The sequence below is a fragment of the Burkholderia sp. L-4 genome (assembly GCF_056856535.1).
The window spans coordinates 950494-968238 of the sequence record NZ_JBXEOX010000001.1 but is presented as its reverse complement, the minus strand read 5'-3'; the positions used below and the strand labels follow the sequence as shown (position 1 = coordinate 968238).

Below are 17745 nucleotides of genomic sequence, written 5' to 3'. Positions count from 1 at the left end.
CGCTGTCCATTTTTCGAGCGATCCCATGCTCAGCTTCGCGTCCGGCTTCATCGTCTCTCTGCTCGTCACGCTGTTCATCGTGCGCTACGCGCACCTTCACGAGAAATTCTCGATCGACAGCGATCTGGCCGGCGTGCAGAAATTCCACGTGCGGCCCGTGCCGCGAGTGGGGGGCATCGGGATCCTCGCCGGGGTCGTCGTGGCCGCGCTGATCCTGTCGCGGCGCTATCCGACGATCGCGGGCAGCATTCTCGGCATCGCGGCCTGCGGGCTGCCGGCGTTCCTGTCCGGCCTCGTCGAGGACCTGACCAAACGCGTGTCGCCGCGCGCGCGGCTGCTCTGCACGATGGGCGCGGCCGCGCTGGCGTTCTGGCTGCTGGGCATCGCGGTCAAGCGCATCAGCGTGCCGCCGCTCGACTTCCTGCTCGGCTACGTGGCCATCTCGGCGTTCATCACGGTGCTCGCGGTCGCGGCGCTCGCGAACGCGATCAACATCATCGACGGCTTCAACGGCCTCGCGTCGATGGTCAGCTTCATGATGTTCGCGTCGCTTGCGTACGTCGCGTTCCACGTCAACGACCCGGTCGTGATGTCCGCGTCGATCATCATGATGGGTGCGGTGCTCGGCTTCTTCCTGTGGAATTTTCCTGCCGGGCTGATCTTCCTCGGCGACGGCGGCGCGTATTTCATCGGCTTCATGCTCGCCGAACTCGCGATCATGCTCGTGATGCGCAACCGCGAGGTGTCCGCGTGGTATCCGGTGCTGCTGTTCATGTACCCGATCTTCGAGACCTGTTTCTCGATCTACCGGAAGAAGTTCATCCGCGGGATGTCGCCGGGGATTCCGGACGGCGTGCATCTGCACATGCTCGTGTACAAGCGGCTGATGCGCTGGGCCGTCGGGACGAAGCACGCGCACGACCTGACGCGGCGGAATTCGCTCACGTCGCCGTATCTGTGGCTGCTGTGCCTCGTCGCGGTGATTCCCGCGACGCTGTTCTGGCGACACACGCTGCACCTGTTCGTGTTCGTCGTGCTGTTCGCACTGACCTACGTGTGGCTTTATCTCAGCATCGTGCGGTTTCGCGCGCCGCGGTGGATGGTGGTACGCAAGCACCGGCGCAGCCACTGAACGTCGTTGCATCGGCTTCCGGACAAAGAAAAAGCGCCCCGCGGGGCGCTTTTTTCATGCATCGCCGAGCCCCGTTCGGGCTTCGCGCCGCCGCGTCACTTGTTCGACGCGGCGCGCACCGACGGTACGCTCTGCAAGGTCGGGGCAACGGCCGTCTGGTATTCCGGCACCCAGCGCCGCAGGTCGCGCCGCACTTCGTCGTCGGACAGCACGCGGTGCTGCATCAGCCACGGCAGCAGCTCGTCGAGCAAATTGTCCGGTACTTCGCGCGCCCGCGCGATCCGCAGTTTCGGGTGCGGCGTGCGCGTCGTCGCCTCGTCGTCCGCGAGCAGCTCCTCGTAGAGCTTCTCGCCGGGCCGCAGCCCCGTGAACTCGATCCGGATCTGTTCTTCCGAGAACCCGTACAGGCGGATCAGGTCGCACGCGAGATCGACGATCTTCACCGGCTCGCCCATGTCGAGAATGAAGATCTCGCCGCCCTGCCCCATGCTCGACGCCTGCAGCACGAGCTGCGACGCCTCCGGGATCGTCATGAAGAAGCGCGTGATCTCCGGGTGCGTGACCGTGACCGGACCGCCCTTCGCGATCTGCTGCTGGAACTTCGGAATCACGCTGCCGGCGCTGCCGAGCACGTTGCCGAAGCGCACCGTCTCGAACTGCGTGCGCGCGCTCGTCTGCTGCAATGCCTGGCACGCCATTTCGGCGAGACGCTTGCTCGCGCCCATCACGTTGGTCGGATTGACGGCCTTATCGGTCGAGATCAGCACGAAGTGGCGCACGTCGTGACGAATCGCCGCGCGGGCCACGCGATACGTGCCGAGCACGTTGTTGCGCAACGCCTGCCACGCGTTGTGTTCCTCCATCAGCGGCACGTGCTTGTAGGCGGCCGCATGGAACACGATGTGCGGCGCATGGCGCGACATCACCTGGTCCAGCAGCAGCGAATCCTTCGCATCGCCGATGATCGGCAGGACGGGCAGGTCGGGGAACCGTTCGCGCAGCTCCTCGGTGAGCCGGTACATCGCGTATTCGGACAGGTCGAATGCAACCAGTTGCGCCGGCGCGAAGCGCAGGATCTGCCGGCACAGCTCGGAGCCGATCGAACCGCCCGCGCCCGTCACCATCACGACGCGGCCGCGCAGCAGCGCCTCGACGTGCGGCGTGTCGATCGTCACGGCATCGCGGCCGAGCAGGTCCTCGAGATCGATGTTCCGTACCTGCGACAGGAAGCCCTGCCCCGGCATCAGCGCAGTCAGCGACGGCAGCACCATCGCCTTCACGCCGGCCCGCACGCACAGCGTCGCCACGCGACGCTGGGTCTCGATCGACGCCGACGGAATCGCGATGATCGCGTACTCGACCTTCATCGCATCGGTCCAGTGCTTGAGGTCGTTGAACGAGCCCAGCACCTTGTAGCCGTAGATTTCGCGGCCCTGCTTCGTGACGTCGTCGTCGAGCAGGCCGACGAGGCGCCATTCGCCGGAACGCGACAGTTCGCGCGCGAGACTCGCGCCGGCCGTGCCGGCGCCGAGCACCAGCACCGGCTTGCCCTTGCCGACGAGGCCGCCGTACAGGTAGTACTCTTTCGTCGCGCGGTAGAGCGCGCGGGCGCCGCCCATCGCCAGGAACAGCATCAGCGGCGACACGAGCAGCACCGAGCGCGGAATGATCGGCTGCGGCTGGAACATCACGGCGCCGATCATCACGATCACGCCGCCGCCGACCACCGCCTTTGCGATGCGCATCAGGTCGGGCAGGCTCGCGAACACCCACAGGCCGCGATACAGGCCGAATCCGTGGAACATCAGCGCGTAGACGGGAAGAGCCCAGGTCAACGCCATCAGCGCACCGCTCAGGAAATCATGCGGAACGCTGCCGTTGAAACGAACGAGATAGGCGAACAACCATGCGGCGGCAACCGCCGTCAGGTCGAACAGGAAAGCACTCAGCGACAGCCACGACGCTCTGGATCGAAACATCGGCGGGAAACCTCAATAGTTGTTTTTGGCGGCCGACTGAAACCGGCGCCAACGCATGTCGATCAACCATCCGAAACATGCCAGGACGCCATACCACGCGAGGAACGACAGCCATTGCTGCAGTTCGGGGCGGCCCTTTGCCCACACGGCGACAATTATGCCCGCGAGCATGATGAGGTACCAATAAAGGGCGGTCCGGCCATGACTCACGCCCGATCGGACCATCCTTTGATAATAATGCTCGCGGTGCGCCTGCCAGAACTTTTCTCCGCGTAACAGGCGTCTCAAAAGTGTTACAGATGCATCGGCAATAAAGGGCGCGAACACCATCGCCGGAAACCAGATCGGCCAGACATCGGTCCGCCAGCCCCAGTAGCCCAACGCACCGGCCAAGAACCCAAGCGGAATCGAGCCGGCGTCGCCGAGGAACAGCCTGGCCGGGTGGAAATTGAGCAGAAGAAAGCCCAGCGCCGCGCCTGCGATCGCCGCGCCTGCCACGACCAGATCGGGCGACGTATTCGCGCCGCCGAGCGCCGCGGCCGCGTATCCGCCGAAGCCGAACAGCGCCATGCCGCCCGCGAGGCCGTCGGCGCCGTCCATGAAGTTGTACAGGTTCGTCAGCCATACCATCGCGAAACCCACACCGGCGAGCAGCCACCAGGGCGCATCGGCCGGGAACACGACGAGCAGCGCGACGACGGCCGCGAGGTGCGCCGAGAACCGCACGCGGGCCGGCAGCCCGCGCCGGTCGTCGATCTGCGACATCGCGGCCAGGCCCGCAGCGGCGATGGCGATCAGCCAGAGTCGCGGTGCCAGCGCCAGCAGCGCAACGACACAAACCGGCACGATGCCCCATCCGCCCACGCGCGGGGTGGGCAGCGTATGAAGCGAACGGTCGTTTGGAATGTCGGTCGCCAGGCGCCAGGCCAGTCCGGTGGCGAGCAGCACGCGGAGAATCGTCGTCGAAGCGAATGCGGCGGCCAGGGCCACCGCGGCCGTGGTGAGCCAGGTGGGGTTCGCGAGAAGCATGTGGTCTTATTTTCGTGTATCGCGCGAACGATACCATGCGGCGGTCGCTTCGAGGCCCTGGCGGGTCGTATAGGGCGGATGCCAGCCCAGCACGCGCTTGATCCGGCCCGTGTCGAGCTGCAGGCTGCCGGTCAGGCGGTCGATCGCCGCACTACGGCCGGTCAACTTTCCGAGCACACGCAACAGCGCCGGCGGCACCGCGATCAGCCGGGCCGGCTTGCCGAGCGCGTCGCCGACGAGACGCAGCAGGCTCGCGACCGACGGCGCATCGTCGTCGGCAACGTGAAAGCATTCGCCGGCCGCGCGCGGGTCGATTGCGCAACGCAGCAGCGCCTCGGCGAGGTTATCGACGTAGACGATGCTGCGGCGCGCCGAAACCGCGCCGAGCGGCAACGGCATCCCACGTGCGACCGCATCCATCATCCGCAGGAAGTTGGCGCGTACCGCCGGGCCGTAGACGAGCGGCGGACGAACGACGACGATGTCGAGCCCCGCCGACGCGCCGAACTGCGCGAGCTGCCGCTCCGCCCGCAGTTTCGAACGGCCGTATGCATCCTGCGGATCGGGTTTGGAAGCCTCGGACAGCGGCACCCCGCCGTCGCCCTCCCCAACCGCCTTGATGCTGCTCGCGAACACGATGCGGCACACGCCGTGATGGCGCGCCGCCTCGGCGAGACGCAGCGTACCGGCAACATTGGTGGCATCGAACGCGGCGTCGGGATCGGGCGACTCGTCGCGCATCACGTGTACGCGCGCGGCGAGATGGATCACGCAATCGGCGGCCAGATCGGCGGGCCACGCTTCAGCCAGCGCATCGAAATCGGCGGTGTCGTGCACCCACTCGCGCACGCCGTCGATGCAGCCGCCCGGACGCCGCACCAGGGCGGTAACCGAGTGCCCGGCCTCCAGCGCGCGGCGGCAGACCGCGCGGCCGACGAAGCCGTTCGCGCCGGTGACGACGAGATGGCTCACCAGAGCCTCCAGCCGAAGCGGTTGTAGAACTTGAATGCCGATGCGGCGAACATGCGGATGTGTGCGAAGCCTTTGTGGGATGCGCCACCGCCGTGATGAATCACGCGCACCGACGGGACATACGCGACGCGGGCGACCTCGTGCGTGCGCAGGCTCAGGTCGTAGTCCTCGAAGTACAGGAAGTAGCGCGGATCGAAGCCACCAAGTTTCTTCAGGACTTCAGTGCGGAACAGCATGAAGCAGCCGCTGACGATCGGCGGATCCCAGACGACGTCCTGGCCGTTGATGACATCGCGCATTTCGTAGCGGGCAAGGCGCCTCGCAAAATGCTCCCGGAACCGGACCGGCAGAAAGCCCCGCACAAGCAGATCGAGAACCGCCGGGTAACGGCGGCAGAGATACTGCTGGCCGCCCGCATCGTCACCGATCCACGGCGTGAGCAAACCGACCTCAGGATGCATGTCGAGGAATTCGAGTGCGCACACGAGCGCGTCGGGTTCGATATCGATGTCCGGATTGAGGATGAGGTGATAGGTACTGTCGACCGCCTCGATCGCGAGATTGTGACCCCGTCCGTAGCCAACGTTACCGTGCCCGGTCAGCAACTCGTAATCGACTCCGGTGCCGCTGACTCCGTCTCGAATCGATTCGAGCTTGGTGGCCTCTTCACCATTGTCAACGAGGCAAGTGCTGATCGCCACCTCTCCCCTTGAACGCCTCAATGGCCCACTGGCCGCCTCGACACTGGATAAGGTCCGCGCAAGCAGCGACGCGTCGGGACGAAAGGTCACGACGGAAATCGACAGATCCTTGCCGGGCGAAAAAGGCGCGCGTTGTGAAACGGATGGGGCGATTTGAGATGCCACGTTATGACGAAACCGTTAAGAGCATGCAACACCAGAAGTGTGCCACACTCGCTCGCAGCTGCCGACACGTACCGGCTCGAAGCGACCGATGTCGGCACGGCTACAGGAATGAGTTCGTCAACCGCGCGTAAGCATCGCGAACTGCGTTCACTTCCGGCTTGAAGCCAGCCCGCTGAGAAAGCGCAGCGGCTTCGTGATTCGCCAGGATCGAGACCCCTGCATTGCAGCAACAGTGCGCTCCGCTCGTTCAAGTGCGACGTGTTGCATTTCCGATGCGGTTTCGTGCGTGGCGAGGGATTCGGCGAGCGCGACCCGTTCCTTCATCGCGACTTCGAGTTCCATGCGCAGTCCGTCTCCGATCGCAATCGCCGATTCCGTGCGCTCCCGCCAGTCGTTCAGTTCGCTTGTTTGATCTTCGATCTGCCGCTGCAATGCCGCACCTTCATCGCGACACCCTGAGACTTCTGCGTTCAATCGTGCAATTTCCTGCTCGAGTCTCCACTCAAGCTGCAAAATCGGCGACAGCGCTTCAAGATACTGCCGGGCCTGCTCGATGATCGGAAGCACGCGTCGTTCGAATTCCGGATCATCGAGCTCGGTTGCTGATTCGAGGGCGCCAAAGAGTGCCTTCACGTGCTGCTCGGCCGAATTTACCTTCGACAGATCACCCGACCCGAATTTCGTGTGCCGCAATCCACCGTCAAGAAACTCGTCCTCGAACGCCGTCACGCGTGATACATCGAGCGGCAGTTCGAGACGCGCCGACATCCGTGCCAACTCCACTCGCGGCGCCTCCATCAACTTGTCGTAGTCGACAAGCACTCGCTGCCTGCCTTTCGTATGTTCGAGCGACGGGATGGTATGCATCAGCCAGAGCAGAAATGATTTATCGTGAGAGAAGTTGTCACGCTTCTCCAGCGATAACCCGACGCTCATCGGATTCCGTATGGCCAGCGCATAGACGACACGTACGTCAAGGCTGTCGAAAATGGGTTGCCAGAATGGCAACAGGCGCGAAATGCGCGGGTCCTTCAACGCAAAGATCTTGTTTCTGCATTTCGTCGACAGAAGTTCTGTCGCTCGCTTGCGAATCGCCTGCAGGCTGACTTCACCGATCTTGCCGAATTCAATCGGAGCGAGACTGTGCCAGTCCGCACCGGCCAGACTCAGGATCTCCTGGTTGATCGCGTTGATGTCGAGATCCTCGAAGAATCCCTTGTCATTCACACCCTGCACTGCCGGCATGAGATTGTCACCAAACTCAGCGCCCATCGTCTCCATTGCGCGAGTAATGACGCTGGTGCCGCTTCGATGCATGCCCAACACGACGACGAGAGTGGCCTCGCTTGGCGGGTCGACGTCAGGTGTGAATTGCATATTGGATATGACGACAGGACGCACAGCCACGATTGATACCGACAACGTATGGACCTAACGAGCACGAACGTATTACCTGCCCGAGATAACGGGGCACTGAATGTGATGAAAGCACATGATTACAACCTGCCAATCGCATCATAAATTTGATGCGATTTTATCGCAATCACGAGCAGCATGAGCACACCATGATGTTTCAAAATAATACTCGCGCCGCCTGAACCGATCGGTCGTGAGAAACATCACACAAACCGACCGGCGCCGTCCACCATTACCTCACCGCAGCACTGGCTTGCATTACCTTGTCAATTTCATTAACAAAACTTTCAAGTGGCTCCTTCCACGCCCAGATTCTCGATTTCCGCTCCCGACCACCATTCAAATAATCCTGCGCAACGATCGCGGCTGCCACTGGGTCGCTGGTAACGTCGACCCCGAATGCTCGATGGGCAGGGTTATCGGACGCGATCACCGGCAGGCCCATTGCAAGTGCCTGACCAATACCGAGGTTGTATCCTTCCCATCTCGAGAAATTCGCATAGAGATCGGCACCCGCATAGAGATCGACCATTTCCTCGTCACTCACGTTCGCATGTACACAAACGCCACGCGCGGTCATTTCAGCGATATCGTCTGCGTCACCCTTGCCACACAGAACCAAGACAGTGCGCGCCGCCAGAATCGGATCAAGCAATTGGAGCGCCTGGTACATTTCAATATACTGGTCAACCCCCTTATACAGTCGCTCCGCCGCATGGAAACGGCAGACATTTAGAATGACGAATTTGTCATCCCAATTATTTTTCCTGCGAATTCGGGCGCGACGGTTATTTGATTCGTGATTCCATTGTCCCAAATGTTCATTCCCGAGCGGAATTACACCATCCGGTGGAGTAACGGCCTCTTGCGCCACGGCGTCGGAAATCGCGAATACCTTCGTACAGATCTCCAAGCTCAACGCCTTCTGGTCGAGAATATCCTGACGCGCTGCCGCATCCGGAAACAGGTTGGGCGGAGGCTCGCCATAGTCGTAAGCAATCACTGGCGGAGCATTGCCGGTCCAACGCGCAACGTCAAAGAACGGTGGCGTGTGAGCGACAATGACATCAACGCCCATCTCCACCGCGATCGTAGCAGCGGATCTGGGATCACGGACGTCGACTTTCTGGCAACCTGTATATTCGAAATCGTTCGCACCGAGGAACCCGGCAATGACAACGTCGTAACCCCTGGCCAGCAACTCACGCACCTGCAGTTCGACGACGACTGCAACACCATGACCACGCGCATGCGTCGACGAAAGCATCATCACACGAGGGCGATGCGAAGCCCTGAGATCGCTCCATACTGGACGTCGACGCGGCGCAAATGCCAGCTTGTAGGTCGATTCCATCGACAGATTCGGCGAATAGTACGGGTCGCGCCACAGTCGATCACGATGAAGCGACCAAGCAATTCGCGCCTCCTTGCGAAGCAACTTCACCTTTTCTGGCTTGTCGTCGTATCCCCGCGTCTTGCTTTCGTGATGGGTTACCAGCGCCTCCGCAAAATAGATATTCCTTCTGCCACGCGCCAGCAGATCCAGACAAAATACGACGTCGTTGAAAGCTACCCGCAGTTCCTCCCGCAGTCCGCCCACTTCATCGAACGCAGCCTTCGAGACCATAAGGCATGCGCCGGTCACAGCAGCAACCTCATGAGTTGCATTTGCGAGCCCCCGGTATCCCCCCTCGTCAGGACCAAGGAAGAGGTGAGCATGAGCGGCAACACCCTGAATTCCCAGCACTACACCGGCATGCTGTACCGTGCCATCACCGTAAAGCAGCTTCGGCCCCACCGCTCCGACATCGGGCAATAGTGCGTACGCGGCCATCTTCTTGAGCCAAGCAGGATCGATGATTTCGGTATCGTTATTGAGCAAGACAAGCAACTCGCCTCGACACGCTCGCGCAGCGACGTTGTTTAATCTCGCGTAGTTGAACTCGCGAGGATCTCGCAGGATGCGAATTCTGCCTTCGCGCTCTGCCAAACTCATTCCGTCAATCGTCATGGGATCGACTGATCCGTTGTCGATCACAATGACCTCGAGTTTGTCCTTTGGCCAATCTGTTTTTCGGAGACTCTCGAGGCAAGGCCCGAGCAGGTGCCATCCGTCGCGCGTCGGAATCAACACGCTGACGATCGGCAGTGAATCAGGCAATTTCGGCAAATCAATCGAAAGCGGGTTGAACGTCGGTATCGCGTCATGGAATGTCACGTGCGGCACGTGGGTAATCGCGCGCTGATCGATCGATAATGCAATTTCATGTGCGGTCAGGTTCAAACCGACGTCCTGATCGAGCATGCGATGTGCGACTTCAGCGCCAATGTCGCTCGACCAACGAAGTGCGACCATTTTTCCAAGGAGCAGCCCCTGCTCCGCCAGTAAGCGTGAGAAGTCAGGCTTGAACCACGGATCCCGTGGCAAACCGCCTTCGGGCAGATGATCTTCGTCGGAATATGCCAAGCGATAAGTCGCACTTCGCAGCAGTGCGTCAACAAGCACTCTGGGACCATGAGAGCGAGGAATTGCTCCCGCATCGATCAACAGCACAATCTGGCCATCATTCAATTCCGGGCGCGAGAACGAAAAGCGCGGATCATCTTCGAGTGATTGTGCACACTTCTGGGCAATTGCAGCGTCTGTGCCGCGCTCCATCATCACAAAAGCGGTCCATTTCACACCGATGATCTTTCGAAGTGCTTCCAGCGTTTCATTCCATACCGTTGCCGCTTTCGCCGTCAATCGAACGATGACGACAATCTCCGGTATCGAACTGCACGTAGCCTCCATCGCGGCCAGCACCTCGGCATCCGGCGTATCCATTCGCAATAACCACGATGAATAGGAAACCGTCACCGATTCGTGTGGTGCGAGCAGCGCAGTATTCACTGGCACTGTTACCGGTTGAGGTGGCGGCAACGCCCCCCCCCCCATACGCCGACGGAACGAATTCGAGAGCACTTGCTTAGCGGCAGGATCCCCAGACAGCACTGCTTTACGCACCAACTGCATACGCGCGCTCTGCAGACTGGCGGAGCGTCGAGTCGCCTCCACGATTGCCCTAACCGGCGCCGTCAGTTTCCATGCCTCCGACGAAAGCACCGCGCCAAGCTGGTGTTCAATCTCAGTTCGTCGAGCACTCTCTGCTGCAGCCAATTGCTCCGCATCGGATACACGTTGCATCAAATGCGCAATTTGCGCATCCCTTTCGCTAATTGACCGTGCTCGACTCGATAGAAGTCCGGACAGCGCTTCACGCATCTGGATTTCCGCTTCCTGACCGGCGACAACTGCTCGTTGCGCGTCATCTCGCTCCTTCTGGACAGCTTCCAGTTGTTCTCGAGCGTCGCTCAAGTGAGCCTCAGCCTCTTGCAAGCGATGCGCGAGTCCGCTCCTTTGCTCACCCGGCAATACATCGATCGACGTATCGGTCAGGCCAGCGTGTCGACGCAATTCATCGACCAGCATCCGGGTTCTCCGCAGATTTTCGCGGAGCGTATTGTTCTCCGCGTCGACTCGGGAGACGTGCTGATCTCCGCCCCCTATCGGAAATGCATCGCCAGCAACTAACACATTCGCTCTACGATCACCCTCGGCAGCTTGAGGAAGTACTGCAATGTATTGCTCCTGCAGCGATCGGCATATTTCCTCAAACCTTCTTTCGCCATCGATACCTTCTTCCAACTCCCATGTCTTCAGTCGATCGATGATGTCGTAGACAGCTCGCAGCAGGCCGACAGCGGCCGGATAGTCGCCGCGCCCTTGCGACTTCGACAGACTAGCCCATCCATCGATTCTGGCGTGCGCGTAAGCAATCAGGTCACTTCCGCCGTCATCGTCCCTTGCACGGTCGATGCGTGACGTATAACGATTCGATTTCTCGATCCATTGCTCTACACTTGCATGCGACAGATGATGCATGCAGACGCCCGATTCAGGCGGAATTGCATAAACACGATCCGTTTTTGGTTTAATTCCTCCATGCACGGTCGAGAGAATCTCTACGGCGTCTTTCCGGAAAAATCTTGCCTGATGCTCAGGCCAGTAATAAGCTTGCTCGTCGTGAATGCCAAGAATATAATGCCTCTGCGGGAGCAGATATACATCGGCCCTTGGATTCAGCAATTCATCACGAAGATATTCCCCCGTCTCGACACTCACGCATTCGTCATCGTCGAGGCACAGCACCCATTCATGAGTACATTGCGAAATAGCAAACTGACGCGTGTCTTCGACGACAGGGGACCATGGAACAGAAATCGTGCGATGCGCAAACGCCTGAGCAATCTCAAGTGTTCCATCTGTCGATGATTTGTCGACAACCAGCAACTCGTCAGCAAACGATAGCGCCCGAAGGCATGTCTCAATTAGGTTCGCGCGATTATATGAAATCACGAGCGCACTGATTTTTTCAGAGCGGTTCTCTCGATCGTCCAAAAGCCCACCCTCAACATACTCGCTCATTAAATTTCCCACCGCAATAAATTTACCGCACACAAAAAATTCGGATACCGAATCCGATCCGCCATCGCATCTCGACTCCATGCATCATGCCCCTTTGGCCAAGGGACTCGCGGCGCGCTCGCGGAATCCATGGCGGGCCGGCCGGCCCCGACATGACCACTCGCCAATCACATGCGCTTGCCATGGAGGGCACCCTGTCGCCGAGCCCTACGCCGCCACGCCCTCTTCCCGGTCATTCTCGTCGACCCACGGCTTGCGCACGCGCGGCGGAAAATTGGGGCGGAAATCACCACCACTTATGGTCAGATTCGGGTTATAGAAAGGATCATTCCTGATGACATCCGCCCAGATTCTACGGAAGTTGTCGCATTCCTCGAGGAACTGCCGCCGGCGATCTTCGTTCGTCGGCAGTCCGAGGCTCGCTGATTCATGATGGAAAAGCAATGCACGCGGCGTCCACACATTCGCGTATCCCGCATGTCCCAGACGCATGCCAAGATCCACGTCATTGAACGCCACCGCGAAATTGACTTCGTCAAAACCCGAGACTTCGAGAAAAACCTCGCGACGCATCACAACACATGCGGCTGTCACGGCCGAGTACCGCTGAGTACACACAGCACGACCAAAATAGCCGAACGTTTCGCGAGGCTCTCCAACATGCGGGTGCCCGGCAAGGCCGCCGATACCTACGACTACACCACTGTGCTGGATCGTCTCATTCGGATAAAGAAGCTTGGCACCAACCGAGCCGACCTCGGGGCGCAACGCGTGCCCGACCATTTCTCGTAACCAGTTCGGTTCGATCACTTCAATGTCGTTGTTCACGAAAGCGAGCAACGGCGCGTCTGTCTGGGTCACGGCCCAGTTATTAAGCGCGGCAAAACTGTACGGCTTGTCATAATCGAGCAAATGAACCTTTGGCGATTGCAGCGCCTGAGCAAAATACTCCATCGTGCTCGCTTCCACACTACGATTGTTCACGATGACGATTTCGTAGTTTTCGTAGGTCGTTTTCTCGAGAATCGAATCGACTGCAACACGCAGCAGTTCGACCTTGTCCTTCGTCGGGATAATGATTGCGACCTTCGGCTCAGGCGCAGGAACCGGCCACGTAACCTGGTAGTAGCCGAGATGCGGCTGACGTTCCACCGTCGCGCTCCGTCCGGTTCGCTCGAGATGTTCGCGAATCGCACGCTCCGCTGCCTCGTACGGATACAGCTTCTCCGTCGTAGCGAGCGCAACAGAGCCGCTGATTGCTCGCCAGTGGTACAGAATGAAGGGAATATGCTTGATGCGCTCCGACGTCGTGTGCTCGCTGAAGCGAAGCGTCACATCGTAGTCCTGACTACCATTGAATGCACTCCGGAAACCGCCGATCCCCCGCAGTATCGATGTGCGGTATACCGCCAGGTGCACCACCGCATTCTGCGACAGCATCAGATCGTAGTTCCAGTCCGACTTGAACCACGGCTCGTAGCGCTTACCCTGCTCGTCGATTTTGTCTTCATCCGAGTAGAGCATATCAAGATCAGGCTGCTTGTTCAGTTCCACTGCGACCATATACAGCGCGTGAGCGGCAAGCTCGTCGTCATGATCGAGCAGCGCACAAAACTCGCCTGTCGCGAGCGACAACGCCGAATTGGTGGCTTCGGCAATATGTCCGTTCGTCTCGCGACGCAAATATCGGATTCTCGAATCCTGTGCCGCATATCGTTCGCAAATCTGCTGCACATGAGGTTGCGGCGATGCATCGTCAACGAGGCACAGTTCCCAGTGATCATAAAGCTGCTCACGCATCGATTCGATACATCGGATAAGGAATCGCTCGGGCGTGTTGTAAAGGGGAACCAGCACGGAAATGAGCGGACGATACTCGAGACGCTGGATATGCGCCGCGATCATGGATACATCGTCCTGCGACAATGTGTCATAGCGTGCCACCCAATCTCCATACTCGCTGCTCAACTGGCCCGGCAAGGTATCGGCAGTACGATCCCTGAGTGCATGCCGCAGCGCGCCAGCGACTCCGCGCGCCTTGAGCAGCCGCATGGCTTGCACGGCGTACGGGAAAAACAGCGCGGGCTTGTCACACAGCACGCGGATCATCGGCTTCATGCGCCGCCACGCCAGCGACAGCCTTGACATGGGTTGAATCGAGAACCGCTTGATCCTGAAACGTCCAGGACAACTCATCGGATCCAGGCGAATCGTCCGTACATTCGCCGGAAACACGACCATCGCGCCCTGCGCCGACAAAGACGTTGCGGGCAATGCCTGCGCAAGCTCCTGCGAAAAACCGGTGCCGGCGTCGAAATAGAACGTCGGAGCAAGAACGCCACTCTCAAGTTCGACCTCGAGCGTGACGAGGTTCCACCCCGCCAAGATTCGAGCATTGCCGAAATCAAGCAGAAAATACGGATCGGCCCCGGTGGCAACCCACCATGGTCCGTCCGGCGTCAAATCATTCGCCGGTTTGAGCGACGGCTCGATCATATGAGTCATTTCTGAGTTGACGAGTTGCGGGACGGACGATCGCCGCCGGGAATCTGCACAAACAAGTCGCTTACGGTCTGATCGAAATGCTGCGTCGAACAATCGACGGCAACGCGCTCAAGCGCGTTCGCCCGCACCGCATTCCACAATACCTCGTCGCTGTACAAGCGCACACATGCGCCGGCATACGCATCGGCATCGTCCTCAGCCAGGAGATGCACACCGGACTCCCAACCCAGTTGTTCGGCAATTAGCCGGGTCGTCACCATAGGAACACCATACGATGCCGCGCTATGCGCCTTGAATGGGATGCCTGCGGCAATTCGAGTTGGTGCAATGACAACACGCGCAGCGTCGTACCACGGCTCTAGATCATCGACTCGACCGACTAGGTGCACTGATTGATCCTTCAATGCGAAAACACTGGCAGCCCGGTTGTAGCCGACGATGTGGAGCTTGAGATCGGCGCCCAGTTTCTTGAGGATCCTCGGCCAGATTTGCGTTACAAACCAGCGCAGGGAATCGGCATTGGGCGATTTGTCGTCGTGAATTCCGCCGACAAAAAGGAAGTCGGCACGTTGCGCGAACTCACGTGGTGTCGGCTTCGGTTCGACCGCGTGGCCAAGCACGTAGACGGGTCCCACACCATGCGATTCGAATTGACACTTCTCGGCTTCGGACACGGAAATAATCGCCTTGGCCGGACGGGTCAGCGCGATTTCCTCTCCAACCAGTTTGCGCGCATCGTCTGGAGATACCGTCTCGCCAGACAATTTTTTCTCAAGCAGTACTCTCGAAGAAAACAGCGATTCCGCGTCGTAAATGATGGTCGCGTTGCTCACCCAGGGCGACTTGCCCTCGTTGGTTGCCCCGAGGAACGCTTTCATATTATGCGGACGACAAACCACAATCGCGTCGTAATAGCCCGCACGCTCCTTCAAGAACTGAGGAAGCTCTCGTGCCGAATAGTCGCGCATCACTTCAACTGAAGCCGGCACAGTGCGCCGGATATCCGACCAGCTCTCGTCGTGGCGGAACATCGGAAAGAGCGTGATATCTGATCCTGCCTTTTCCAGTGCACACAGAAGCCCGAGTGCGCGAGGGTAACCCGCGCCCAGATTTTCGTGTGGAACGCGATCTTCGATAAAGAGGAGTCTTTTTCGGCTGCTGCGTGCGGCTCGCGCCCACAGGATCTTGTCCAACTCCACCTCGCGCTGATCTCGGAGCCAGTCCGCGTGCCGCTCGCGGAAGATCGCATGGTTTCTTTGCTGCAATTGCAACGCCTGGTCACTGGTCGACGCGCTGCCAAACTCATAATGCATGATGACGACATCCGGATCGAACACTACTCGGTGCCCCGACTCCCACAGCCGTAGGCAATAGTCCGTTTCCTCGTAATAGGCAGGCGCATAGCGTTCGTCGAACGCGTTGAGGCTTTCGAACAGTTGCCGCGGGGTCAACAGGAAAGCTCCCGAGCAATAGTCGACATCGCGGCGAAACATGTATTCCGCACCGTCTGGTGCAGCACCTCGGCCGTAACCCGTACATGCACCGTTGCGCCAGACTACAGATCCGGCCTCCTGCAACGATCCGTCCGGCAGGATGATACGACCGCCAACTGCTCCGACGTCGCCTTCCGCCTCGCAAAGCGCCACCGCTGCCTCCAAGGAACCGGGCATCAGGAGCGCATCGTTGTTGAGGAAAAGTAAATACTTGCCGCGCGCCTCCTTCGCAGCCCGGTTCGTGCCCCTCAGGAAATGCAGATTCTCCTTACTACGGATGATCGCTGCGCCCTCTATCCGATCAAGGAGCCGTGAAGTTGCATCGGTCGATGCATTATCCAAGATGACCACTTCCGCCCGGATCTCACTGTTTCCCAGGACTTCAGCTATCGATGCCAGGCATGCATAGCTCAGCTCGACGCTGTTATATAAGATCAGCAGAATGCTCACGTCCGGTTCGGCCTGCTGCTTGAAACGCAGCTTGCCACTCGAGGTCAGAAATGCGTCGAATCGGACCTTGAATCCTGCACGCATCGCTGTCTTTGCATCGACGCTGTGGCCTGCATCGGAAGCGCGGGGTGCCTTCGTCAGCAATCCGCCCGCGCCAGAACCTCCGATGGACGAACGCGCGAGCGGACTTAGGGGGCCGGCACCACGTAGCCGAGAAATCACTGCCCGCATCGGCGCCGTCACGCGCCAAGACGTAGAGCGCTGGAATGATTGAACGATTTGATCGCGCTCGCGCAGCTCACTCTCCATCAGGCTGTGCAACTGCCCTTCATACTCACTGCGCTGTTGCGCAAGCTTTGCTTCCAGTCGTTCGACTGCGGACGAAAGGCGCGCACATTCTGCTTTACTCGCAGCTCGAGACGATTGCTCTTCGCGTGCTTGTTCCAGATCTGCCTCAAGCGCAGCGATACGCTCATCGAACCCGGCCTCGGCCGCCTGCGCGTCACGCGACAGGCGCGCGACTTGGTCGCTCAGGTTGTGGGCAAGCCTGCCGAGCTCGATGGCCTGAACCTGACGGCGAAATGCCTCGCCGCGCGCAGCAAACATCGCCCGAATCGTCGATGCGGCCGCTGGATCGGCATTCAACTCGATCAGCTTGGCAATTAGCGGAGCACTCTCAGTACCCGTGCACAGCACTCCGAGCCCCTCGGAATTATCGAATTCGAACGACGGGTACCTTGCAGACAGTTCCTGCCAAAGCTGCCACACGCCGAAGCCGCGTTCGCGAACGTTGATATCGTGGAAGAGGACAACCGCTCGATCCGAGAGTGCGTCGAACCATGTATCGAAATCATGCTTGACTGCCTCGTAGGTGTGCAACCCGTCAATGTGAAGTAGATCGATTTCTCCCTGCGGTTGGCTCGGAAAATATACTCTTGCTTCGTCGAACGTCATTCTGAGCAGCTTCGAAAAACCTGCATAGTTCAGATCGTTGAACGTCGAAATGCTATCGAATACATCTTCGTCGTAATGACCTGCATGTTCGTCGCCTTGCCAGGTATCGACCGCAAAGCAGCGAGTCGATAGTCCGTATTGCGAAACTGCTTGGCAAAAAGCTGAGTATGAGTTGCCGCTGTGGGTACCTAATTCCACCAACACGCGCGGCTGTATCGCTTTCACAAGCCAGAACGCGGTCGCAATGTGGCCTGCCCATGCGCCGGGAGATACGAGCCTGCGCGGCTCCCAGAACAGCTCACCGTCGACGTCCAACGCTTCGACGATCTCCGATAGCGAATATTGACTAGTTGTATTTTTCACTTGGTTCCTTCGTAGTCAAACGACCATGCCGCCCCCGCCAGCAATCGTTTCTGTGTTCGTATGAACGCGATGCATACTGCTACAGTCCGTATCTTGCTCACGCTCTGTCGGGCCCGTG

9 protein-coding genes are annotated in these 17745 nt (G+C 59.5%); 1 reads left to right on the top strand and 8 read right to left on the bottom strand.

Annotated features, from left to right (window positions below; all coding sequences use genetic code 11):
* The first annotated feature begins 25 nt into the window (after positions 1-25).
* The gene (locus AC1VVG_RS04455; protein WP_034187282.1) at positions 26-1132 is read left to right on the top strand and encodes an MraY family glycosyltransferase; all 1107 of its coding nucleotides are present in this window, start codon (positions 26-28) and stop codon (positions 1130-1132) included.
* 95 nt (positions 1133-1227) lie between these two features.
* Here the strand turns inward: AC1VVG_RS04455 and AC1VVG_RS04450 are convergent, their stop codons facing one another.
* The 8 genes from AC1VVG_RS04450 to AC1VVG_RS04415 form a co-directional block, all read right to left on the bottom strand.
* A complete protein-coding gene (locus AC1VVG_RS04450; protein WP_049035493.1) occupies positions 1228-3111 on the bottom strand; it encodes a nucleoside-diphosphate sugar epimerase/dehydratase in 1884 nt (627 codons plus the stop codon).
* Positions 3112-3123: 12 nt separating this feature from the next.
* Entirely contained in the window at positions 3124-4140 is a 1017-nt protein-coding gene (locus AC1VVG_RS04445; protein ID WP_059557214.1) for an MraY family glycosyltransferase, read from the bottom strand.
* Positions 4141-4146: 6 nt separating this feature from the next.
* Positions 4147-5112 (bottom strand): NAD-dependent epimerase/dehydratase family protein, encoded by a 966-nt coding sequence (locus tag AC1VVG_RS04440; RefSeq protein ID WP_206141210.1) that lies wholly within the window; start codon positions 5110-5112, stop codon positions 4147-4149.
* Positions 5109-5978, bottom strand: coding sequence for a glycosyltransferase family 2 protein (locus AC1VVG_RS04435; protein ID WP_482835304.1), 870 nt, complete (start codon positions 5976-5978; stop codon positions 5109-5111). Before AC1VVG_RS04435 ends, AC1VVG_RS04440 begins: the two co-directional genes overlap by 4 nt.
* Before the next feature lie 147 nt (positions 5979-6125).
* The gene (locus AC1VVG_RS04430) at positions 6126-7385 is read right to left on the bottom strand and encodes a sulfotransferase family protein (protein ID WP_482835303.1); all 1260 of its coding nucleotides are present in this window, start codon (positions 7383-7385) and stop codon (positions 6126-6128) included.
* A 241-nt stretch (positions 7386-7626) separates the two neighbouring features.
* Positions 7627-11862 (bottom strand): glycosyltransferase, encoded by a 4236-nt coding sequence (locus AC1VVG_RS04425; protein ID WP_482835302.1) that lies wholly within the window; start codon positions 11860-11862, stop codon positions 7627-7629.
* A gap of 207 nt (positions 11863-12069) precedes the next feature.
* Positions 12070-14358 carry a glycosyltransferase family 2 protein gene (locus tag AC1VVG_RS04420; RefSeq protein WP_482835301.1) on the bottom strand — a complete coding sequence of 763 codons (2289 nt, stop codon included), beginning with the start codon at positions 14356-14358 and terminating at the stop codon, positions 12070-12072.
* 5 nt (positions 14359-14363) lie between these two features.
* Positions 14364-17627: a class I SAM-dependent methyltransferase gene (locus AC1VVG_RS04415; RefSeq protein ID WP_482835300.1), complete on the bottom strand. Its 3264-nt coding sequence runs from the start codon at positions 17625-17627 to the stop codon at positions 14364-14366.
* Positions 17628-17745 lie beyond the last annotated feature (118 nt).

Excerpts from the sequence above, each read along its gene's own strand:
- AC1VVG_RS04420 (WP_482835301.1), bottom strand. The coding sequence starts at position 14,358 with ATGATCGAGCCGTCGCTCAAACCGGCGAATGATTTGACGCCGGACGGA.
- AC1VVG_RS04425 (WP_482835302.1), bottom strand. The coding sequence starts at position 11,862 with ATGAGCGAGTATGTTGAGGGTGGGCTTTTGGACGATCGAGAGAACCGC.
- AC1VVG_RS04455 (WP_034187282.1), top strand. The coding sequence starts at position 26 with ATGCTCAGCTTCGCGTCCGGCTTCATCGTCTCTCTGCTCGTCACGCTG.
- AC1VVG_RS04450 (WP_049035493.1), bottom strand. The coding sequence starts at position 3,111 with ATGTTTCGATCCAGAGCGTCGTGGCTGTCGCTGAGTGCTTTCCTGTTC.
- AC1VVG_RS04445 (WP_059557214.1), bottom strand. The coding sequence starts at position 4,140 with ATGCTTCTCGCGAACCCCACCTGGCTCACCACGGCCGCGGTGGCCCTG.